This window comes from Streptococcus oralis, from assembly GCF_003943825.1.
GTDB classification, from domain to species: domain Bacteria; phylum Bacillota; class Bacilli; order Lactobacillales; family Streptococcaceae; genus Streptococcus; species Streptococcus oralis_CD.
On record NZ_RJNJ01000001.1, the window covers coordinates 302,230 to 323,451 of the forward strand.

The 21,222-nt window shown below is 43.5% G+C and carries 21 protein-coding genes; all 21 read left to right on the forward strand.

Features of this window, described 5'->3' with window-relative positions; translation table 11 throughout:
- Nucleotides 1–48 precede the first annotated feature (48 nt).
- Entirely contained in the window at nucleotides 49–678 is a 630-nt protein-coding gene (locus D8863_RS01400) for a nicotinate-nucleotide adenylyltransferase (RefSeq protein ID WP_000963715.1), read from the forward strand.
- Entirely contained in the window at nucleotides 678–1,271 is a 594-nt protein-coding gene (gene yqeK, locus D8863_RS01405) for a bis(5'-nucleosyl)-tetraphosphatase (symmetrical) YqeK (RefSeq protein WP_000331233.1), read from the forward strand. The genes D8863_RS01400 and yqeK overlap by 1 nt, the downstream gene beginning before the upstream one ends.
- Entirely contained in the window at nucleotides 1,272–1,625 is a 354-nt protein-coding gene (rsfS, locus tag D8863_RS01410) for a ribosome silencing factor (RefSeq protein WP_125440865.1), read from the forward strand. It abuts the gene before it with no gap.
- Between the two features lie 453 nt (nucleotides 1,626–2,078).
- Nucleotides 2,079–2,819, forward strand: a complete 741-nt coding sequence (locus D8863_RS01415; protein WP_000257059.1) for a class I SAM-dependent DNA methyltransferase — start codon at nucleotides 2,079–2,081, stop codon at nucleotides 2,817–2,819.
- 9 nt (nucleotides 2,820–2,828) lie between these two features.
- The gene (locus D8863_RS01420; protein WP_000252453.1) at nucleotides 2,829–3,221 is read left to right on the forward strand and encodes a hypothetical protein; all 393 of its coding nucleotides are present in this window, start codon (nucleotides 2,829–2,831) and stop codon (nucleotides 3,219–3,221) included.
- Nucleotides 3,222–3,235: 14 nt separating this feature from the next.
- Nucleotides 3,236–4,333: a nucleotidyltransferase gene (locus D8863_RS01425; protein ID WP_125440867.1), complete on the forward strand. Its 1,098-nt coding sequence runs from the start codon at nucleotides 3,236–3,238 to the stop codon at nucleotides 4,331–4,333.
- Nucleotides 4,334–4,465: 132 nt separating this feature from the next.
- Nucleotides 4,466–4,720 carry a type II toxin-antitoxin system Phd/YefM family antitoxin gene (locus D8863_RS01430; RefSeq protein ID WP_025171799.1) on the forward strand — a complete coding sequence of 85 codons (255 nt, stop codon included), beginning with the start codon at nucleotides 4,466–4,468 and terminating at the stop codon, nucleotides 4,718–4,720.
- Between the two features lie 3 nt (nucleotides 4,721–4,723).
- On the forward strand, nucleotides 4,724–4,978 hold the full coding sequence (locus tag D8863_RS01435; RefSeq protein WP_125440868.1) for a Txe/YoeB family addiction module toxin: 255 nt from the start codon (nucleotides 4,724–4,726) through the stop codon (nucleotides 4,976–4,978).
- 200 nt (nucleotides 4,979–5,178) lie between these two features.
- Nucleotides 5,179–6,945 (forward strand): P-loop NTPase fold protein, encoded by a 1,767-nt coding sequence (locus D8863_RS01440; RefSeq protein ID WP_125440869.1) that lies wholly within the window; start codon nucleotides 5,179–5,181, stop codon nucleotides 6,943–6,945.
- Between the two features lie 134 nt (nucleotides 6,946–7,079).
- Nucleotides 7,080–8,693 carry a ribonuclease Y gene (locus D8863_RS01445; protein ID WP_125440870.1) on the forward strand — a complete coding sequence of 538 codons (1,614 nt, stop codon included), beginning with the start codon at nucleotides 7,080–7,082 and terminating at the stop codon, nucleotides 8,691–8,693.
- A 134-nt stretch (nucleotides 8,694–8,827) separates the two neighbouring features.
- A complete protein-coding gene (gene gmk / locus D8863_RS01450; protein ID WP_000775041.1) occupies nucleotides 8,828–9,454 on the forward strand; it encodes a guanylate kinase in 627 nt (208 codons plus the stop codon).
- Between the two features lie 24 nt (nucleotides 9,455–9,478).
- Nucleotides 9,479–9,793, forward strand: a complete 315-nt coding sequence (gene rpoZ / locus D8863_RS01455) for a DNA-directed RNA polymerase subunit omega (RefSeq protein ID WP_002874282.1) — start codon at nucleotides 9,479–9,481, stop codon at nucleotides 9,791–9,793.
- Between the two features lie 65 nt (nucleotides 9,794–9,858).
- The gene (locus D8863_RS01460) at nucleotides 9,859–12,255 is read left to right on the forward strand and encodes a primosomal protein N' (protein WP_125440871.1); all 2,397 of its coding nucleotides are present in this window, start codon (nucleotides 9,859–9,861) and stop codon (nucleotides 12,253–12,255) included.
- Nucleotides 12,256–12,267: 12 nt separating this feature from the next.
- Nucleotides 12,268–13,203 carry a methionyl-tRNA formyltransferase gene (fmt, locus tag D8863_RS01465; RefSeq protein ID WP_125440872.1) on the forward strand — a complete coding sequence of 312 codons (936 nt, stop codon included), beginning with the start codon at nucleotides 12,268–12,270 and terminating at the stop codon, nucleotides 13,201–13,203.
- Nucleotides 13,196–14,509, forward strand: coding sequence for a 16S rRNA (cytosine(967)-C(5))-methyltransferase RsmB (gene rsmB / locus D8863_RS01470; RefSeq protein ID WP_185761430.1), 1,314 nt, complete (start codon nucleotides 13,196–13,198; stop codon nucleotides 14,507–14,509). Before fmt ends, rsmB begins: the two co-directional genes overlap by 8 nt.
- Nucleotides 14,510–14,524: 15 nt before the next feature.
- A complete protein-coding gene (locus D8863_RS01475) occupies nucleotides 14,525–15,265 on the forward strand; it encodes a Stp1/IreP family PP2C-type Ser/Thr phosphatase (protein ID WP_000401527.1) in 741 nt (246 codons plus the stop codon).
- Nucleotides 15,262–17,163, forward strand: coding sequence for a Stk1 family PASTA domain-containing Ser/Thr kinase (pknB, locus tag D8863_RS01480; protein WP_125440874.1), 1,902 nt, complete (start codon nucleotides 15,262–15,264; stop codon nucleotides 17,161–17,163). The genes D8863_RS01475 and pknB overlap by 4 nt, the downstream gene beginning before the upstream one ends.
- Before the next feature lie 87 nt (nucleotides 17,164–17,250).
- Nucleotides 17,251–18,009 carry a threonine/serine exporter family protein gene (locus D8863_RS01485; protein ID WP_000344542.1) on the forward strand — a complete coding sequence of 253 codons (759 nt, stop codon included), beginning with the start codon at nucleotides 17,251–17,253 and terminating at the stop codon, nucleotides 18,007–18,009.
- A gap of 1 nt (nucleotide 18,010) precedes the next feature.
- Nucleotides 18,011–18,466, forward strand: coding sequence for a threonine/serine exporter family protein (locus tag D8863_RS01490; RefSeq protein ID WP_000176907.1), 456 nt, complete (start codon nucleotides 18,011–18,013; stop codon nucleotides 18,464–18,466).
- Nucleotides 18,467–18,584: 118 nt separating this feature from the next.
- The gene (locus tag D8863_RS01495; protein ID WP_125440904.1) at nucleotides 18,585–19,757 is read left to right on the forward strand and encodes a hydroxymethylglutaryl-CoA synthase; all 1,173 of its coding nucleotides are present in this window, start codon (nucleotides 18,585–18,587) and stop codon (nucleotides 19,755–19,757) included.
- A complete protein-coding gene (locus tag D8863_RS01500) occupies nucleotides 19,757–21,031 on the forward strand; it encodes a hydroxymethylglutaryl-CoA reductase, degradative (RefSeq protein WP_125440875.1) in 1,275 nt (424 codons plus the stop codon). The genes D8863_RS01495 and D8863_RS01500 overlap by 1 nt, the downstream gene beginning before the upstream one ends.
- Nucleotides 21,032–21,222 lie beyond the last annotated feature (191 nt).

Here is a 21,222-nt window from a genome sequence, read left to right on the forward strand (position 1 = left end):
GCTACTCCAAACAACTGTTTATACAGAGAATTAAAGGAAGACGAGCCTATGGCAATCGAATTATTGACTCCCTTTACCAAGGTAGAGTTGGAGCCAGAAATCAAGGAGAAAAAACGCAAACAAGTCGGGATTCTAGGGGGAAATTTTAACCCTGTTCACAATGCCCATCTTGTTGTGGCGGACCAAGTACGACAACAGTTGGGGCTGGACCAGGTCCTGCTTATGCCCGAATACCAACCACCTCATGTAGATAAAAAGGAAACCATCCCCGAGCACCACCGTCTCAAGATGCTTGAGTTGGCGATTGAGGGGATTGAAGGTCTGGACATTGAAACCATTGAGTTAGAGCGTAAGGGCATTTCCTACACCTACGACACCATGAAGATTTTGACCGAGCAACATCCAGACACGGATTATTACTTCATTATCGGGGCTGATATGGTGGACTATCTGCCTAAATGGTATCGAATTGATGAGCTAGTCGACATGGTTCAGTTTGTAGGGGTTCAGCGTCCGCGCTACAAGGCAGGGACTTCCTATCCAGTTATCTGGGTGGATGTGCCTCTCATGGACATCTCGTCCAGCATGGTGCGTGACTTCATTGCCCAAGGTCGGAAACCCAACTTTCTCCTACCTCAGCCAGTGCTAGACTACATCGAGAAGGAGGGGCTCTACTGATGGCCTATCAAGACTATATCAACTGCTCCCGTGAGGCTTTGTTGGAAAGAATGGCAGAGCTTCTGCCTGAAAAACGTTTGACCCATTGTCTGGGTGTAGAGCGTGCAGCCATAGAACTAGCTGAGAGATTTGGATTCGATGCCGAGAAAGCAGGACTAGCAGGTCTTCTCCATGACTATGCTAAAAAGCTGTCAGATCAGGAATTTCTAGACTTGATTGACCGTTACCAATTAGACCCTGACCTCAAAAACTGGGGTAATAATGTCTGGCATGGTATGGTTGGCATCTACAAGATTCAGGAGGACTTGGATTTGCATGATTCTGAAATCCTGAGAGCTATTGAAATCCATACAGTCGGTGCTGGTCAGATGAGCGACCTGGATAAAGTTGTCTACGTCGCAGACTATATCGAGCACAATCGTGCCTTTCCTGGAGTGGACGAGGCACGTGAGATTGCTGAGCTATCGCTCAATAAGGCAGTGGCCTACGAAACGGCACGAACTGTGGAGCATCTAGCTCATCAGGGATTCCCCATCTATCCCCAAACCCTTGAAACCTATAACGCCTTTGTGCACTATTTGAAAGAGGACTAAATGAACGAAAAAGAATTACTAGAACTAGTCGTGAAAGCGGCTGATGAGAAACGTGCGGAGGATATCCTCGCACTTGATGTACAAGATTTGACCAGCGTGACAGACTACTTTGTAATCACGAGCTCGATGAATAGCCGTCAGTTGGATGCAATCGCTGATAACATTCGTGAAAAAGTAGCCGAAGCAGGCTTTAAAGGTAGCCATGTTGAAGGCGATGCAGCGGGAGGCTGGGTTTTGCTAGACCTCGGTGGTGTCGTTGTGCATATCTTCTCAGAAGAAATGCGTGCCCATTATAACCTAGAAAAACTATGGCATGAGGCGAGCTCAGTAGATTTATCTGAAACTCTGGCGTAGAAGATGACTTGAACTTCGGCTGGGAATTACTTTGAAATTCGACAATGTATTGAGATTATTCTTGTTTTCTGAGTGAGAAGGTGAGAAATTACCGAGACTTTCCGTTGTGATAAAACTTCTTGAAACAAAAATGTTTCAAGAAGTCGGGAGTTTTGAGACCTTAGGCTCAAAACTAAGTCTTGGAACTTCGAAGAAGGTCGCAGATGTCCGAAATCACCTAAGGAAAGTCTTAAAAAGACTTTGTCTTCAATCGAACTCAGTTGCAGTCAACTGGGTTTTATTTGCTTAGTTTAGAAAAAATGGATAGAAAGGTGAGGGCGTCGTGTTTTGTTCATCTCGAAACTGAACACGAGCTAAAAGCTGCGAGAAAAAGAGTAACTTCCTTTGTATCTGATGATACAGCAGAAAGTTTCCTATTTTCTCCTTGCTTTTAACGCTCTTTGTATCTTAATTATGGCAACTTATGAAACCTTTGCGGCGGTCTATGATGCGGTCATGGATGACAGTTTATACGATAAATGGACGGATTTTTCTCTACGTCATTTGCCTAAGACCAAGGAGAGAAAGAAACTCTTGGAATTGGCTTGTGGAACAGGTATCCAGTCTGTCCGCTTTTCTCAAGCTGGCTTTGATGTGACAGGACTTGACTTGAGCGCGGATATGCTGAAGATTGCTGAGAAGAGAGCAACATCAGCCAAGCAAAAGATTGATTTTATTGAAGGCAATATGCTGGACTTATCCAAGGCCGGTAAGTACGACTTTGTTACGTGTTACTCGGACTCTATCTGCTACATGCAGGATGAGGTGGAGGTAGGGGACGTATTTAAAGAAGTGTATAATGCCCTCAATGAAGACGGAGTATTCATCTTTGATGTGCATTCGACCTACCAGACAGATGAGGTTTTTCCAGGCTATTCCTACCATGAAAATGCGGAAGATTTTGCCATGCTTTGGGATACCTATGAGGACGAAGCTCCTCACTCCATCGTGCATGAGTTGACCTTCTTTCTCAAGGAAGCGGACGGTTCCTTTAGTCGCCACGATGAAGTGCATGAGGAGCGGACCTATGAGGTTTTGACCTATGATATTTTGCTGGAGCAGGCTGGCTTCAAGTCTTTCAAACTCTATGCGGACTTTGAGGATAAGGAGCCGACAGAAACCAGCACCCGTTGGTTTTTTGTCGCGCAGAAGTAGGAGATGGATATGGTTCGATCAAAATATTCTTGGGAAGAAGTTTCGCAGTTTAATCGTATCCGTCAAAATGGAACGCTTTGGGAAAAAGATGGGCAATACTTCTATGTTCAGGAAGAAGGAACCGTATTTTCAGAGTTAGTCGTTTACGATATGTCTAAGAAACTTTTTGATATGTTAGTAAATGAAATAAAATCGGAGGATGATATCCGACATATGCTGATGTATGGAACATGGCCAATGACAGTTGCTGGATGCCATAGGCCAACTATGTTGATAGCTTATCCTGAGTTGCAAAAAAATTATAGTAATGAACAACTGGCAGAAATCCTTCCAGTAGGAGAAAAACAATGGCTTAACTGGAGAGGAAGATTGCCTGAGCGGTATCGTAGATTTCGTCATTAGAATGGGAGAACATTATGACCATCACAGGTATTATCGCGGAGTTTAATCCTTTTCATAATGGGCATAAATACCTGCTGGATCAGGCGAAGGGATTGAAAATCGTTGCCATGTCTGGGAATTTCATGCAGCGTGGAGAGCCTGCTATTGTGGACAAGTGGACACGGGCTCACATGGCACTGGAAAATGGAGCGGATCTGGTAGTGGAATTGCCCTTTTTAGTCAGTGTTCAGGCGGCAGATTTCTTTGGCCAAGGAGCTGTGGATATCTTGGCTCGCTTGGGGATTGATAGGCTAGCTTTCGGGACAGAGGAAGTTCTGGATTATAAAAAGATATCTGACTTATACACAGAGCAAGGTACTGAGATGGAGAAATTTGTGAAAAATCTGCCTGATTCCCTCTCTTATCCCCAGAAAACCCAAGCTATGTGGAAGGAATTTGCAGGTCTTGATTTTTCTGGCCATACCCCCAATCATGTTCTGGCTTTGGCCTATGCCAAGGCGGTTGCAGGACGAAACATCAAGCTTGAGTCGATTCAGCGTCAGGGGGCTGGTTACCATTCTGTGGATAAGAATGTGGACTTTGCCTCGGCGACAGCCCTCCGTCAGCATCAATCAGACCAAGGTTTCTTAGAACGCTTTATGCCTTCGGTTGCCCTCTTTGAGCAGACCAGTAAGGTGAGCTGGGAAGACTATTTTCCCTTGCTCCGCTATCAAATTTTGTCAAATCCCGACCTTACCACCATCTATCAGGTCAATCAAGAAATGGCTGTGCGTATTAAGGAAACTATTAAAACAGCCCAGTCTGTGGACGAATTGGTCGAGGCAGTTGCCACCAAGCGTTATACCAAGGCGCGTGTCAGACGCCTCTTGACCTATATTTTGGTGCAGGTCAGAGAAAGCGACTTGCCAGAAGCCATTCATGTCCTTGGCTTTACCGAAAAAGGCAGACGACACCTCAAGTCTCTGAAAGGGCAGGTCCATCTAGTCAGCCGAATTGGCAAAGAACCTTGGGATGCTATGACTCAAAAGGCAGACCAGATTTACAAAATAGGACAGCCAAGCATCGCGGAGCAGAATTTCGGCAGAGCGCCCATCATAATAGAAACAAACTAAGTCTACTGAAAGGTAGGCTTTTTTAGAAGATTTTCGAATAAATAGATAGAAAAGAAGAATCTTGTACAAGTTCCTGACAATTTCTTTCTTTTTGTGTATAATAGTGGAAAAGAGGTAAAACGAGGTATGGTTATGGAAGCAGTTCTTTACTCAACATTCCGAAATCATTTAAAAGACTACATGAAGAAGGTAAACGATGAATTTGAGCCTTTGACGGTGGTCAATAAAAATCCAGATGAGGATATTGTAGTCCTTTCAAAGAGCGAGTGGGATAGTATTCAGGAAACCCTGAGAATCGCTCAAAATAAGGAACTTTCTGACAAGGTCTTGCGAGGAATGGCTCAAGTTCGTGCTGGAGGCACTCAGGTACATGTGATTGAGGAGTGAGAAATGCTGCTCAAGTTTACAGAAGATGCCTGGGTGGATTATTGCTATTGGCAAAACCAAGATAAGAAAACACTAAAAAGAATCAATAAATTAATCAAGGATATTCAACGCGATCCTTTTGTAGGAATGGGGAAACCAGAGCCACTCAAATATGACTATCAAGGAGCCTGGTCACGGCGCATTGATGCAGAAAATCGCTTGATTTATATGATAGATGGGGATAGCGTGGCTTTCTTGTCCTTCAAAGATCACTACTAAGTCTACTGAAAGGTAGGCTTTTTATTTTAGAAATTTTAGCTAATAAATTAAAGATAAATTTTTTGGAGAATGACAGATTTCCTAAGGCAAAAAATCAGCAAAGAAATTTAGTATAGTGATTACAATCTTTGTCCTTGAATCCGCTTTATAACTCTTATTTTGTGGTATAATCATGATGATATAGATTAAAAGGGGTATATATGAAAAATATAATGACGAGGATTTTTAATTTTTTTCTGAATTTCAAACCATTGAAATATTTATTGAAAAGGCCATCATGGAGTAGTAATGTTAGAGTTGTTGAGTGGTATAAAATATTTATAGCCAGTATATGGGTACTATATCTTGCGCTGGAGATTGAACAATTTAAACGCTTTGCTTTACCTATCTATAAATTTGTATCTAATTATAATTTTTTAAAAGATATTATTTCGATTTTGTATGCGAATCGTGTAATAATATTGTTAGCACTGACTATACCAACAATACTATTCTGGTTTTTAGACATAATTTTTAAAAAAATTAGTTATAAGAAACTGGACCCAGAGCTATTTCCGGAATATGACTTGGGTGACTATCCTTTTCAAACTCATCTGGTGGAGTTTTTAAATAGTTCAGATTCTATTCATAATGTCTTCTGGTTGGATGGTTCTTGGGGAAGTGGGAAAACATTTTTTATAAAGACGTTTTTTGAAAATCAAATTTACAAAAAGAAAGAAATCTACTATATTTCTTGCTTTGGGATCAAAACAAGAGAGCAAGCAGAGAAGATATTGATTAATGAGATAGAAAAACAATCCATACTCGGGAATTTGGACTTTATTCCACTTGTTGGAGGAGTTTTTAAATGGTTCTTTAAAACAGTTGGAACGGATTTGATGAAGCGAGATTCTATCATCATTTTTGATGATTTTGAACGGGTTTCATATGTAGCAAAATCAGATAACTCTTCAGATGCAGCAAAATCAGATGAGCGTTTAGATGAAGCAAAATCTGATAACCCTTCAGATGCAGCAAAATCAGATGAGCGTTTAGATGAAGCAAAATCTGATAACCCTTCAGATTACAATGATTTATTGGGTTATATTGACTATCTTTCTGAGAATAAAAAATTTAAAATTATTGTAATTTTAAATAGTAAGGAAATAGAATCAACAAAGAAATATCTCATTGATAATAAATTTAAGCTGAATCATAATAGAATGGTATCTACAGGAGAAGTCATAGATAACATTTTGAAAAAGAGTAAATTGAGAGATGATGACTTTGGGAAAATGTTATCATTGATTTTTAAAATTTATTATGTAGATATAGAGGAAAGAGTTGTACAAGATAAAAATAATAATTCAAAAGCAAAAAAACCAAATCTGAGAGAGTTCCAGAAGTCGTTAGAAGAACTTTCAAATAAAACTGATAATAATGAGAAAGCAGACTACATTATTAAGTGGATGAATGGTTGCGAGGAAACAGAGAGTATTCTAGTATTATTTTTTGAATCTTATAAGCGTTTTAATTGGATAGACAAATATAACAAGTTATTTGAGTCTGAAGGATATTTTCATTTTGAAATGTTAGCAAAGATTGTAGATTTTAATATTGAAGATCTTATAGAAATTTCAGATGATTTTTCGAACATAGATAAAAAATCATATAATAAGAAAAAGGCCTATCTTTCTCAACTTTTATCGTGTTTATGGGAGATAGGGTTAAGAGATTTATTTTTATCAGAAGAAACCGAGGATGTATTTTATCGTAACGGTAATCATTCTGGTTATGATATAGAGGAACGTCTAGTTGAAATATACTATGATGTTTTAGACAATAATATAAAAGATAATTATACAATTAATGACAGGGAGAAATTAGAAGCCCCAGAATATCAGAACTTTATAAAAAAATATCTACCTTTGGAATCGAAGGGGCAAATCACAATTAATCACATTCCATTATATGAATTAATACAATAGAGCTTAGAATTAGATGGCTCTTTGTCTAAATTTCAATAGAAACTCTTCAATTTGGGTTTGTGAAAATCGGTTTTTTATGATAGAATATTAAGGAATGTATGTCATTCGATAAACAAATTTAATGAGGTAAAAACATGGAAATCATGACACTTGCGATTGCTGTTTTTGCCGTCATCATTGGTTTAGTCATTGGATATGTCAGCATCTCAGCTAAGATGAAATCATCTCAAGAAGCTGCAGAGTTGATGCTTCTAAATGCTGAACAAGAAGCAACTAATTTACGAGGACAAGCTGAGCGTGAAGCGGATTTATTACTAAATGAAGCCAAAAGCGAAAGCAAGTCTCTTAAAAAAGAAGCACTATTGGAGGCCAAAGAGGAAGCCAGAAAATACCGTGAAGAAGTGGACGCTGAATTTAAGTCAGAACGTCAGGAGCTCAAGCAAATTGAAAGTCGTTTGACGGAGAGAGCTGCGAGCCTTGACCGCAAAGACGACAATTTGACGAACAAAGAAAAAACACTTGAACAAAAAGAACAAAGTATTTCTGATAGAGCAAAAAACCTTGATGCACGTGAAGAGCAATTAGAGGAAGTCGAAAGACAAAAAGAAGCTGAACTTGAACGTATCGGTTCCCTTTCCCAAACTGAGGCTCGAGATATTATCTTGGCTCAGACAGAGGAAAACTTGACCAAGGAAATTGCTAGCCGCATTCGTGAGGCTGAGCAAGAGGTGAAGGAACGTTCAGACAAGGTTGCCAAAGATATCTTGGTTCAGGCTATGCAGCGTATCGCTGGTGACTATGTAGCAGAGTCAACAAACTCGACAGTTCACCTACCAGATGATACCATGAAGGGACGCATTATCGGACGCGAAGGTCGAAATATTCGTACCTTTGAAAGTTTAACAGGGGTTGATGTCATCATCGATGATACACCGGAAGTGGTAACCTTGTCAGGATTTGATCCGATTCGTCGTGAAATTGCTCGTATGACCATGGAAATGTTGCTCAAGGACGGCCGCATCCACCCAGCTCGTATCGAGGAGTTGGTTGAGAAAAACCGTCAAGAGATTGACAATAAGATCCGTGAATACGGTGAGGCTGCTGCCTATGAGATTGGTGCGCCAAACCTTCATCCAGACTTGATGAAGATTATGGGACGCTTGCAGTTCCGTACTTCTTATGGACAAAATGTCTTGCGTCATTCGATTGAAGTCGCTAAGTTGTCTGGTATCATCGCCAGTGAACTTGGTGAAAATGCAGCTCTTGCCCGTCGTGCTGGATTCCTTCATGACATCGGGAAAGCTATTGACCGCGAGGTTGAAGGTAGCCACGTTGAGATTGGTACGGAATTGGCTCGTAAGTACAAGGAACACCCAGTTGTGGTGAATACGATTGCTAGCCACCACGGCGATGTGGAGGCCGAAAGCGTCATTGCAGTGATCGTTGCTGCAGCAGATGCCTTGAGTGCAGCGCGTCCAGGTGCTCGTAGCGAGTCTCTTGAAAGCTACATCAAGCGTCTCCATGATTTGGAAGAAATCGCCAATGGCTTTGAAGGAGTGCAAAATAGTTTTGCCCTTCAAGCAGGACGTGAAATCCGTATCATGGTTAATCCAGGACAAATCAAGGACGACAAAGTCACAATCTTGGCTCACAAAGTTCGTGAGAAAATTGAAAACAATCTCGATTACCCAGGAAATATCAAGGTAACCGTGATTCGCGAACTTCGTGCAGTAGATTATGCTAAATAAATAAGAAAGAGCAGTTGAAAAATTACTGCTTTTTTGTTACACTAGATAGAAAGACTGTAGAAGGATAACTGACGCAATCATCAGTATCCGAGAGAAATTTTACTTTATTTCACAGACTAACTAAAGGAGACATAATGGCAGACCGAGGCTTGCTAATCGTTTTTTCTGGTCCTTCAGGAGTTGGGAAAGGAACGGTTAGAAGAGAGATTTTTGAGAGTTCTGAGAATCAATTTCAATACTCTGTATCGATGACGACGCGTGCGCAACGTCCTGGTGAAGTGGATGGAGTGGACTATTTCTTCCGTACTCGTGAAGAGTTTGAAGAGCTAATCCGTCAAGGTCAGATGTTGGAATATGCAGAATATGTCGGTAACTACTACGGAACTCCTCTTACCTATGTCAACGAAACTCTGGACAAGGGAATCGATGTCTTTCTTGAGATTGAAGTCCAAGGAGCTCTTCAGGTTAAGAAAAAGGTTCCAGATGCTGTCTTTATCTTTCTAACGCCACCAGATTTGGATGAATTGCAAGATCGTTTGGTAGGTCGTGGAACAGATAGCGCTGAAGTGATTGCCCAACGAATCGAAAAAGCCAAGGAAGAAATTGCTCTCATGCGTGAGTATGATTATGCCATTGTCAACGATCAGGTGCCCCTCGCTGCTGAACGTGTCAAGCGTGTGATCGAAGCAGAACACTTCCGTGTGGACCGTGTCATTGGTCACTACCAGGAGATGTTGCCAAAATCTCCAACTACTCGATAAACTATAGGAAACAGGTACAAGCAAATGATGTTAAAACCCTCTATTGATACCTTGCTAGACAAGGTACCATCAAAATATTCACTCGTAATCTTGGAAGCAAAACGTGCCCACGAACTAGAAGCAGGCGCACCAGCGACTCAAGAGTTTAAGTCTGAAAAATCAACTCTTCGCGCTTTGGAAGAAATCGAGTCAGGAAATGTAACCATTCACCCAGATCCAGAAGGAAAACGTGAAGCGGTTCGTCTCCGTATCGAAGAAGAAAAACGTCGCAAAGAAGAAGAAGAAAAGAAAATCAAAGAGCAAATCGCTAAAGAAAAAGAAGATGGTGAAAAAATTTAAGGTTGGGGGGACTCAATCTTATTTTTTCTATTGCAAGAATTTACTGACAAGAAGGAGGTGAGAAAATGGCGATCGCAAAGATTATCGTGGATGTTCCCCTGATGCAGACGGACCAGCCCTATAGTTACAAGATCCCAGAGGAATTTGTAGAGATGCTGGAAGTCGGTATGCGGGTCCATGTTCCCTTCGGTAAGGGCAATCGTTTGATCCAAGGGATTGTGTTGGGCTTGGAGTCCCAGTCGGATGAAGAAGTGGCAGATCAGGACTTGAAAGAGATTGCAGAAGTCCTAGACTTTTCTCCCGTCTTGACTCAGGAGCAACTTTGGCTAGCTGAGGAATTACGCAAGTCCGTCTTTTCTTACAAAATCTCCATCCTAAAAGCCATGCTTCCAGGATTTTTAAACTCCAGTTATGATAAGATTCTCTATCCTCTGGAAGGTCTGAGTCAGGCAGACCGAGAGCGTCTGTTTGGTTCAGAAGATTCGCTAGCCTTTTCTTCTCTAGACCTTGCTAAGCAGGCAGAAATGATGCGCTTGACCAGGAAAGGTTTGCTCCGCCTAGAATACCAGGCAGTCGATCAAAAGAAGGTCAAGACCCAGTCTTGGTATGAGGTTGATGCTACTCGACTAGAGAAGATTGAGATTTCTGCGCGTGCTAAGAAAAAGGCAGAGCTGAGAGACTATTTGCTAGCTCATCCTGAAAGCGCTCCTCTGGCTAGTTTGTTAGATTCCTACTCACGGGAGCAAGTCAACTTCTTTGTGGAACAAGGTGCTGTGTCTATAGTCCAAAAGGAAGTGCAACGCTCAGCCGCTTATTTTGAAGGCATTGAAGTCAGCCAACCTTTGAAATTGAATCCTGAACAAAGACAGGCGCGTGATGCCGTTGTCAGTGCTATTGGCAGTCAACAGCCTCCTTTCCTCCTTCAAGGAATTACAGGAAGTGGGAAAACTGAGGTTTACTTGCAGATTATCCAAGGAGCCTTGGATAAGGGTAAGACGGCTATTTTGCTGGTGCCTGAGATTTCTCTGACGCCACAAATGACGGAGCGTTTTATTGCTCGTTTCGGCGAGAAAGTAGCCATTCTCCACTCAGGCCTGTCTAATGGTGAAAAGTACGACGAATGGCGCAAGGTTGAGCGTGGCGATGCCCAAGTTGTCGTTGGCGCTCGATCAGCTATCTTTGCTCCGCTTAAAAATCTAGGTGTCATGATTATCGATGAAGAACATGAAGCTAGCTATAAACAAGACAGCAATCCCCGTTATCATGCGAGAGAGGTCGCCATTTTACGAGCCCAGTACAATCAAGCAGCCCTAGTCCTTGGCTCAGCAACACCGAGCTTAGAAAGCCGTGCGCGAGCTGGAAAAGGTGTCTATCAACACTTACGTCTGACCCAACGGGCCAATCCTTTAGCCACTATTCCTGAAGTTCAAGTGATTGACTTTCGGGACTATATCGGGCAGAATGAGACATCAAACTTTACGCCTCCTTTGCTAGAGGCCATTCGAGACCGTTTGGATAAAAAAGAACAGGCAGTCCTCATGCTCAACCGTCGGGGTTATTCTAGTTTTGTTATGTGTCGGGAGTGTGGAACGGTAGATAGCTGTCCCAACTGTGATATTTCTCTGACTCTCCACATGGATACCAAGACCATGAACTGCCATTACTGTGGATTTTCAAAGGGGATTCCTCATGTCTGTCCCAACTGTCAAAGCCGCAGTATTCGTTACTACGGGACGGGGACTCAGAAAGCTTACGATGAACTGGCAGAACTCTTTCCTCAGGCTCGCATTCTGCGGATGGATGTGGATACGACCCGCAAGAAAGGCAGTCACCAAGCTCTTCTTGACCAGTTTGGCCGAGGGGAAGCAGATATCTTGTTGGGAACTCAGATGATTGCTAAGGGCTTGGATTTTCCAAATGTGACCCTAGTCGGAGTCCTCAATGCGGATACAGCCTTGAATCTGCCTGATTTCCGTTCTTCTGAGAGAACCTTCCAACTCTTAACTCAGGTGGCAGGACGGGCAGGTCGTGCGGAAAAAGCTGGGCGGGTCTTGATTCAGTCATACAATCCGGAGCACTATGCCATTCGTTTTGCCAAGGAACAGGACTATGAAGGTTTTTACGCCTATGAAATGAGTATTAGGCGTCAACTCGGCTATCCACCTTATTATTTCACCATTGGGATTACCCTCTCTCACAAGAAAGAAGAAGAGGTTGTCAAACGTGCCTATGAAGTTATGGGAATTTTGCGCTCAGGTTTATCGGAAACTAGTAAAATCCTTGGACCAACGCCAAAACCCATTGCCCGTACTCACAACCTTTATCATTACCAGATTTTGATTAAATACCGTTTAGAAGATGAGCTGGGACAGACTCTCAATCGAGTTTTGGCCTTGACTCAAGAACGGGAAAATAGCGAGCTTCGTCTCAGCATTGACCACGAACCGCAGCAATTTTTATAAGAAGGAGAAGAAATGACAAAACTAATCTTTATGGGGACACCCGACTTTTCAGCGACAGTCTTAAAAGGACTTTTGACAGATGACCGTTACGAGATTCTAGCTGTTGTGACCCAGCCAGATCGCGCTGTCGGTCGTAAAAAAGTCATCCAAGAAACCCCAGTCAAGCAGGCTGCCAAAGAAGCAGGCCTTCCTATCTACCAGCCTGAAAAATTATCTGGAAGTCCAGAGATGGAAGCCATTATGAAGCTAGGGGCAGATGGGATTGTGACCGCTGCTTTTGGGCAGTTCCTCCCAAGTAAACTTCTTGATAGCATGGATTTTGCGATCAACGTTCACGCTTCCCTTCTTCCAAAACACCGTGGTGGCGCCCCCATTCATTATGCCTTGATTCAAGGGGATGAGGAAGCTGGTGTGACCATTATGGAGATGGTTAAGGAAATGGATGCAGGAGATATGATTTCCCGTCGCAGTATTCCTATCACAGATGAGGACAATGTCGGCACCTTGTTTGAAAAATTGGCAATCGTTGGTCGTGACTTGCTTTTGGACACCCTTCCTGGCTATATTGCTGGGGAGATCAAACCTGTGCCTCAGGACCCAAGCCAAGTCACTTTCTCGCCAAATATCAAACCTGAAGAAGAGAAACTCGATTGGACCAAAACCAATCGTCAACTCTTCGACCAAATACGTGGCATGAATCCATGGCCTGTTGCCCACACTTTTCTCAAGGGAGACCGCTTTAAGATTTATGAAGCCCTGCCAGTAGAAGGTCAGGGAAATCCAGGCGAGATCCTTTCAATTGGCAAGAAGGAATTGATCGTCGCAACGGCAGAAGGGGCTCTATCTCTCAAGCAAGTCCAGCCAGCTGGAAAGCCTAAGATGGACATTGCTTCCTTCCTCAATGGAGTTGGACGGACATTGACTGTAGGAGAACGATTTGGTGGCTAAAGTAGAAACGGCTAGAAGTCTAGCTCTAGCAGTATTAGAGGATGTTTTGGTTAACCAAGCATACTCCAATATTGCCTTAAACAAATACCTCAAAGGCAGTCAACTCTCAGTAGCAGATAAGGGGTTGGTGACAGAGATTGTCTACGGAACGGTAGCCCGAAAACTCACCCTGGAATGGTACCTGTCCCACTTTATCGAAGACCGGGATAAGCTAGATAACTGGCTCTATATCCTGCTCCTTCTGAGCGCTTACCAACTTCGGTATCTGGATAAGATTCCTAATCACGCTGTTGTTAATGAAGCAGTGGAACTAGCCAAAGCGCGTAAAAAAGGCAGTGAAAAATTAGTCAACGCCGTCCTTCGTCGTATTTTGAGAGAAGGTTGGCCAGATATTGACAGTATTAAACGCAAAAACAAGCGTGATTCCATTGCCTATTCTCTCCCAGTTTGGCTCGTGTCTAAACTCAAGGAAGAGTACGGGGAAGAGCGAGCACAAGCCATCTTTAAAAGTCTCTTGGTGCGCAGCAAAGCCAGTATCCGTGTAGCTGATTTGAGCCGAAAAGAGGAAATCAAAGCTTTGTTAGAGGCGACTGATTCCCCTTTGGCGGCCACTGGTCTGGTCAAGGAGCAAGGCCACTTTGCAGGTCATGATTTGTTTGCGGATGGAGCCATTACCATCCAAGACGAGTCCAGTCAACTGGTTGCTCCGACTCTTGATCTACAAGGTGATGAACAGGTCCTGGATGCCTGTGCCGCTCCAGGTGGGAAAACAGCTCATATGGCTTCTTACCTCACATCTGGTAAGGTGACGGCTTTGGATCTTTATGATCATAAGTTGGACTTGATCCAAGAAAATGCGGAGCGTTTAGGTGTGGCAGATCGAGTGCAAACGCAAAAATTGGATGCCAGAAAAGTGGATGAATTTTTTGAAAAGGACTCTTTTGATAAGATTTTAGTAGATGCTCCCTGTTCTGGGATTGGACTTTTACGTCGCAAACCAGACATCAAATACAATAAAGAAACAGCAGATTTCACGTCCTTACAGGAAATTCAGCTGGAAATATTAGGTAGTGTTTGTCAAACGCTACGAAAAGGTGGTATAATAACTTATAGTACCTGTACTATTGTCTCTGAGGAGAACTTTCAAGTCGTTGAGGCGTTTTTAGAAAGTCATCCCGAGTTCGAGCAGGTTAAACTAGAACACGAATGCAAGGATATCCTGAAAGATGGCTGCATCCTGATTACTCCAGAATTGTATGGAAGTGATGGATTCTTTATCAGCCAATTTCGCAAGATATCAGAATAGGAAGGAACTGACACAATGGAAATAGCATTATTAACAGATGTTGGTCAGAAACGGACAAATAATCAGGACTATGTCAATCACTTTGTTAACCGAGCAGGACGCACTATGATCATCTTGGCTGACGGGATGGGAGGACACCGTGCAGGAAATATCGCTAGTGAAATGGCGGTAACAGACCTTGGTGTGGCTTGGGTAGATACCCAAATCGACTCAGTCAATGAAGTTCGTGAGTGGTTTGCCCACTACCTGGAGATTGAAAATCAAAAAATTCATCAACTAGGTCAGGACGAAGCCTACAGAGGCATGGGAACAACGCTAGAAGCTGTTGCTTTTATTGATAACCAAGCCATCTATGCTCACATTGGAGATTCTCGTATCGGTTTGATTCGTGGAGAAGAATACCACCAGTTGACAAGTGACCATTCCTTGGTCAACGAATTGCTCAAGGCTGGTCAATTGACTCCAGAAGAAGCAGAAACTCACCCTCAAAAGAATATCATCACCCAGTCTATCGGACAAAAAGATGAAATCCAGCCAGATTTTGGGATGATTACACTGGAGTCAGGAGATTATCTCTTGCTCAATAGTGATGGTTTGACCAATATGATTTCGGCAAGCGAGATTTATGATATCGTAACCAGCGATATTTCCCTAGCAGACAAGGCGGCAACCCTCATTCGCTTCGCTAACAATGCAGGAGGTTTAGACAACATTACGGTTGCCCTTGTTTACATGAACGAGGAGGCAGCAGAATGATCCAAATCGGCAAGATTTTTGCCGGGCGGTATCGGATTGTCAAGCAGATTGGTCGAGGAGGCATGGCAGATGTTTACTTGGCCAAGGATTTGATCCTAGACGGGGAAGAAGTGGCAGTGAAGGTCCTGAGGACCAACTACCAGACGGACCCGATTGCTGTGGCACGTTTCCAGCGTGAAGCGAGGGCCATGGCGGATCTGGACCATCCTCATATCGTTCGGATAACAGATATTGGTGAGGAAGACGGTCAACAGTACCTAGCTATGGAATACGTTGCAGGCCTTGACCTCAAGCGCTATATTAAAGAACACTATCCTCTTTCAAATGAAGAAGCAGTTCGGATCATGGGGCAAATCCTCTTGGCCATGCGCTTAGCCCATACTAGAGGCATTGTTCACCGGGATTTGAAACCTCAAAATATCCTCTTGACACCTGACGGCACAGCTAAGGTCACGGACTTTGGGATTGCCGTAGCCTTTGCGGAGACCAGTCTGACCCAGACAAACTCAATGTTAGGCTCTGTTCATTATTTATCACCTGAACAAGCGCGTGGTTCTAAAGCGACCTTCCAGAGTGATATCTATGCAATGGGGATTATCTTCTATGAGATGCTGACGGGGCATATCCCTTATGATGGGGATAGCGCGGTTACGATTGCCCTCCAGCATTTCCAGAAGCCACTTCCGTCCGTCATAGCTGAAAACCCATCTGTCCCTCAGGCTTTAGAAAATGTTGTCATCAAGGCGACTGCTAAGAAGCTGTCAGATCGTTATCAGTCTGTTTCAGAAATGTATGTAGACTTGTCAACTAGCTTGTCTTATAATCGTCGGAATGAATCGAAACTGGTTTTTGACGATGCGAGTAAGGCAGACACTAAGACTTTACCTAAAGTTCCACAAAGTACACTGACATCGATTCCTAAAGCTCCGGCGCAAGAAGAACGCCCTCAGCCAAAGAAACCAACTCAACCAGTGGCAGAGCCGGCTCCAGCTCCAAAGCCAGCCAAGAAACGGAAGTTTAAGGCTCGCTATATGATTCTTTTGGCTAGTCTCCTATTGGTTGTAGCCTCTTTGGTCTGGATTTTGTCAAGAACACCAGCAACGATTGCTATTCCTAACGTAGCTGGACAAACCGTTGCAGAGGCTAAGGAAGCTCTTAAAAAATCCAAGTTTGAAGCCGGTGAAGAAAAGTCAGAGGCCAGCGATACAGTAGCAGAAGGACGTGTTATTCGAACGGATCCAGAAGCTGGTAGTGGCCGAAAAGAAGGAACCAAGGTCAATTTGATTGTTTCTTCTGGTAAGCAATCCTTCCAATTGAGCAATTATGTCGGACGTAAGTATACGGAAGTTGTAGCTGAACTCAAGGAGAAGAAGGTTCCTGAAAATCTAATCAAGATGGAAGAGGAAGAATCCAATGAAAGCGAACCTGGAATCGTCCTCAGACAGACCCCTGCTTCGGGTTCGACCTATGATCTCTCAAAAGCCACTACGATTACCTTAACAGTGGCTAAGAAGGTGACTAGTGTCAGCATGCCGAACTACATCGGTTCAAGTCTCGAGTTTACGAAGAATAACTTGACTCAGATTGTCGGTGTGAAGGAAGCAAATATTGAGGTTGTAGAAGTATCGACTGCTCCTGAAGGAACGGCAGAAGGAACTGTTGTAAGTCAAACGCCAAGAGCAGGAGAACTGGTTGATCTTGCAAGTACGCGTATCAAACTTTCCATCTACAAACCAAAAACACCACCGTCAACTTCATCCTCTAATCCTGCCCAACGTGGAAACCAGGGTTCTCCTACAAGTCCAAACCAGGGGAACCAACAAGGAAATCAACAAGGGAATACTCCTTCTAGCAGTTCATCCAATAGTGAAGGAACTCACGAGAGTTCTCGAGATTAAACGAATCTTTGTCATGATTTCATGACAAAGATTTTTTTTCACAAGATTTTGTGATAAAATATAGGAAGTAGAAAAAAGGAGGAGAAAATGGACGAATCGAGAGAGTTGAATGCCGTCATTGATGTGATTATGCTAGCAGGAACCATTCTCCTGAAAAGTGGCTCAGAGATTCATCGGGTTGAGGATACTATGATCCGTATTGCCCATTCGCAAGGAATAATGGATTGCAATGTTCTTGCCATGCCCGCGGCTATTTTCTTTTCTATCGAAAACACCAATATTTCTCGGATGAAACGGGTGACCTCATCCTCTTATAACATTGAAAAAGTCTGTGATGTCAACCAAGTATCACGGGAGCTTGTCGGAGGGCAGATTGATCTCTCGACAGCCTTTAAAAAGCTGAAAGAAATCGGCAATCAAGCCTTACCTTATACCAAGTTCCAAGTGACCGTAGCAGCGACCCTCAGTGCCCCTTTCTTCTCGATTATGTTTGGGGGCAATGTCTATGACGCTTTTGGTGCGGCTATTGCGACCTTATTTGGATTTGCCTTCTCTCTCTATGTAGAGAAGTTTGTCCGCATTCCTTTTGTAACGGCCTTTGCGGGTGCCTTTGTTTTCGGATTGATCGCTCAGTTCTGGGCCCGCTATACAGGATTTCCTTCGACGGCAGACCTGATTATAGCAGGAGCGGTCATGCCCTTTGTTCCAGGGATTGCTCTGACAAATGCGGTACGGGATATCATGACCAACCATATCAACTCTGGTATGAGCAAGATGTTTGAATCTTTGCTCATTACCCTCGCTTTAGGGGCTGGCACCTCTGTCGCCCTGGTTTTGATGACATAAGATGACTCTAACAAGTATTTTGCTCCAAGCAGTGGCGAGTTTACTCGCCATTATCACCTTTCTAATCGTACTGAATGTTCAACGCTCCATGCTCCTACCTGGTGGTGTTTTGGGAATGGGCGTTTGGCTCCTCTATCTCGTGCTTAAAGAACCAACCAATGTTATTATTGCGACCTTTATCGCAGCAGTAATTGGCTCTTGCATCAGCCAGATTTTAAGTATTGTCTATAAGACACCAGCGGTAGTTTTTGTCTTGGCCATTCTTGCTCCCTTGGTGCCAGGTTATTTATCCTATCGAACGACAGCTTTCTTTGTGACAGGTGATTACAGCCATGCTATTGCCAGCGCGACTTTGGTGGTTATGTTAGCCCTTGTTATTTCTATTGGAATGGCAAGTGGAACGGTAATTCTAAAGCTTTATTACTATATCCGCAAACAACGAGGAATCTCTTCCTAATGCAGTCAAAGCAAAGACTTGATTTGTTGAATCAAGTCTTTTTTCTCTCTTTTGTCCCTATTTGTGATAAAATAGAATGAAACGATTTTTTACAATGAATGAAAAAACAGAGGTAAATATGACAATCGGTATTGATAAGATTGGTTTTGCGACCAGTCAATATGTCTTGAAATTACAAGACTTAGCAGAAGCGAGGGGAGTTGACCCCGAAAAATTTAGCAAGGGACTCTTGTTAAATGAAATTAGTATTGCGCCACTGACTGAGGACATTGTTACCTTGGCAGCTAGTGCAAGCAACTCTATTTTAACAGACAAAGAAAAAGAAGAAATCGATATGGTCATCGTGGCGACCGAGTCAGGGATTGACCAAAGTAAGGCAGCGGCAGTCTTTGTTCATGGCTTGTTAGGCATTCAGCCTTTCGCCCGTAGCTTTGAAATCAAAGAAGCCTGCTATGGAGCGACAGCTGCTCTTCATTATGCTAAATTGCATGTGGAGAATTCTCCAGAATCAAAAGTCCTAGTCATTGCCAGTGATATTGCCAAGTATGGTGTGGGAACTCCAGGTGAACCAACTCAGGGTGCTGGAAGTGTGGCGATGCTGATCACCCAAAATCCGCGTATCATGGCCTTTAACAATGATAACGTTGCTCAAACGCGAGACATCATGGATTTCTGGCGTCCGAACTACTCAAGCACTCCTTATGTAAACGGCGTGTACTCGACCCAACAGTATCTTGATTGCCTGACAACGACTTGGGATGAGTATAAGAAACGCTACGATTGGACCATGGGTGACTTTGCGGCCATCTGTTTCCACTTGCCTTATCCTAAGTTGGCCCTAAAAGGCTTGCGCAAGATGATGGACAAAACTTTGTCTAAAGAAAAACAGGATAGTTTGCAAGAGAACTTTGACAAGTCCATTCTCTACAGTCAGATGATTGGGAATATCTATACAGGTTCCCTCTTCCTCGGCCTCCTTTCTCTTTTGGAAAATGCAGAGACTTTGAAGGCTGGAGATAAAATTGCCCTCTACAGTTACGGAAGTGGAGCGGTTTCAGAGTTCTTTAGTGGTGAATTGGTCGAAGGCTATGAGGCTTACCTTGATAAGGATCGTTTGAGCAAACTTAAACAACGTACAGAATTGTCTGTTGCAGACTATGAAAAAGTCTTCTTCGAAGAGGTGCAGTTGGATGAGTCTGGTTCAGCCCAATTTGCAGGCTATGAACATCAAGACTATGCCTTGGTTGAAATTGTCGACCACCAACGCCGTTATAGCAAGGTTGAAAAATAATGAAGATAAGTTGGAATGGATTTTCTAAAAAATCATACCATGAGCGCCTGGAGTTGCTGAAAGCTCAGGCGCTCCTTAGTCCTGAAAAGCAAACGAGTCTGGAGCAGGATGAACAAGTCAGCTTGGCAGTTGCAGACCAGCTGAGTGAGAATGTAGTGGGAACTTTTTCTCTGCCTTATTCCATCATTCCAGAGCTTGTGGTGAATGGCCAGGACTACACAGTTCCCTATGTGACAGAAGAACCGTCTGTGGTTGCTGCGGCTAGCTATGCCAGCAAAATCATCAAGCGAGCAGGCGGTTTTACTGCCCAAGTACATGAGCGCCAGATGATTGGTCAGGTAGCCCTTTATCAAGTTGCTGAACCTGAAAAAGCGCAAGAGAAGATTGCCAGCAAGAAAGCCGAGCTCTTGGAACTTGCCAATCAAGCCTATCCTTCTATCGTCAAACGTGGTGGCGGGGCGCGTGATTTGCATGTAGAGCAGATCAAAGGCGAAACAGACTTTCTCGTTGCTTATCTTCATGTCGATACTCAGGAAGCCATGGGGGCCAATATGCTCAATACCATGCTAGAAGCCTTGAAGCCGGTCTTAGAAGAACTCAGTCAGGGGCAGAGTCTCATGGGAATCCTGTCCAATTACGCGACAGATTCTCTAGTGACAGCAAGCTGTCGTATTGCCTTTCGCTACTTGAGCCGACAAAAGGATGAAGCCAGAGAAATAGCAGAGAAAATAGCTTTGGCTAGCCAGTTTGCGCAGGCTGATCCCTACCGAGCGGCTACCCATAATAAAGGGATTTTTAATGGTATCGATGCCATTTTGATTGCTACGGGTAATGACTGGCGTGCCATCGAAGCTGGGGCCCATGCCTTTGCCAGTCGAGATGGACACTATCAAGGTCTCAGTCAATGGACGCTGGACATGGAAAGAGAAGAATTGGTCGGTGAGATGACCCTACCCATGCCGGTAGCGACCAAGGGTGGCTCTATCGGTCTCAATCCTCGTGTAGCCCTCAGTCATGAACTACTAGGAAATCCTTCAGCCAAGGAATTAGCTCAGATTATCGTGTCCATCGGTCTTGCCCAAAACTTTGCGGCCCTCAAAGCCTTGGTAAGTACGGGCATCCAGCAAGGCCACATGAAACTACAGGCCAAATCCCTAGCTCTCCTAGCAGGTGCTAGTGAGTCCGAGGTTGCTCCCCTCGTTGAGCGTCTCATTGCAGACAAAACCTTTAACCTAGAGACAGCCCAGCGCTATCTCGAAAATTTAAGATCATAAAAAACTCAGACCAATCAGTCTGAGTTTTCTTGTGCTAATAGTCTTCGAAAATCTCTTCAAACCACGTCAGCTTCCATCTGCAACCTCAAAACAGTGTTTTGAGTTGACTTCATCAGTCTTATCTATAACTTCAAAGTTGTGCTTTGAGCAACCTGCGGCTAGCTTCCCAGTTTGCTCTTTGATTTTCATTG

Excerpts from the sequence above, each read along its gene's own strand:
- D8863_RS01500 (WP_125440875.1), top strand. The coding sequence starts at position 19,757 with ATGAAGATAAGTTGGAATGGATTTTCTAAAAAATCATACCATGAGCGC.
- gmk (WP_000775041.1), top strand. The coding sequence starts at position 8,828 with ATGGCAGACCGAGGCTTGCTAATCGTTTTTTCTGGTCCTTCAGGAGTT.
- D8863_RS01495 (WP_125440904.1), top strand. The coding sequence starts at position 18,585 with ATGACAATCGGTATTGATAAGATTGGTTTTGCGACCAGTCAATATGTC.
- yqeK (WP_000331233.1), top strand. The coding sequence starts at position 678 with ATGGCCTATCAAGACTATATCAACTGCTCCCGTGAGGCTTTGTTGGAA.
- D8863_RS01460 (WP_125440871.1), top strand. The coding sequence starts at position 9,859 with ATGGCGATCGCAAAGATTATCGTGGATGTTCCCCTGATGCAGACGGAC.
- D8863_RS01435 (WP_125440868.1), top strand. The coding sequence starts at position 4,724 with ATGCTGCTCAAGTTTACAGAAGATGCCTGGGTGGATTATTGCTATTGG.
- rsfS (WP_125440865.1), top strand. The coding sequence starts at position 1,272 with ATGAACGAAAAAGAATTACTAGAACTAGTCGTGAAAGCGGCTGATGAG.
- pknB (WP_125440874.1), top strand. The coding sequence starts at position 15,262 with ATGATCCAAATCGGCAAGATTTTTGCCGGGCGGTATCGGATTGTCAAG.
- D8863_RS01445 (WP_125440870.1), top strand. The coding sequence starts at position 7,080 with ATGGAAATCATGACACTTGCGATTGCTGTTTTTGCCGTCATCATTGGT.
- D8863_RS01440 (WP_125440869.1), top strand. The coding sequence starts at position 5,179 with ATGAAAAATATAATGACGAGGATTTTTAATTTTTTTCTGAATTTCAAA.
- D8863_RS01400 (WP_000963715.1), top strand. The coding sequence starts at position 49 with ATGGCAATCGAATTATTGACTCCCTTTACCAAGGTAGAGTTGGAGCCA.
- fmt (WP_125440872.1), top strand. The coding sequence starts at position 12,268 with ATGACAAAACTAATCTTTATGGGGACACCCGACTTTTCAGCGACAGTC.
- D8863_RS01420 (WP_000252453.1), top strand. The coding sequence starts at position 2,829 with ATGGTTCGATCAAAATATTCTTGGGAAGAAGTTTCGCAGTTTAATCGT.
- D8863_RS01485 (WP_000344542.1), top strand. The coding sequence starts at position 17,251 with ATGGACGAATCGAGAGAGTTGAATGCCGTCATTGATGTGATTATGCTA.
- D8863_RS01425 (WP_125440867.1), top strand. The coding sequence starts at position 3,236 with ATGACCATCACAGGTATTATCGCGGAGTTTAATCCTTTTCATAATGGG.
- D8863_RS01430 (WP_025171799.1), top strand. The coding sequence starts at position 4,466 with ATGGAAGCAGTTCTTTACTCAACATTCCGAAATCATTTAAAAGACTAC.
- D8863_RS01490 (WP_000176907.1), top strand. The coding sequence starts at position 18,011 with ATGACTCTAACAAGTATTTTGCTCCAAGCAGTGGCGAGTTTACTCGCC.
- D8863_RS01415 (WP_000257059.1), top strand. The coding sequence starts at position 2,079 with ATGGCAACTTATGAAACCTTTGCGGCGGTCTATGATGCGGTCATGGAT.
- rpoZ (WP_002874282.1), top strand. The coding sequence starts at position 9,479 with ATGATGTTAAAACCCTCTATTGATACCTTGCTAGACAAGGTACCATCA.
- D8863_RS01475 (WP_000401527.1), top strand. The coding sequence starts at position 14,525 with ATGGAAATAGCATTATTAACAGATGTTGGTCAGAAACGGACAAATAAT.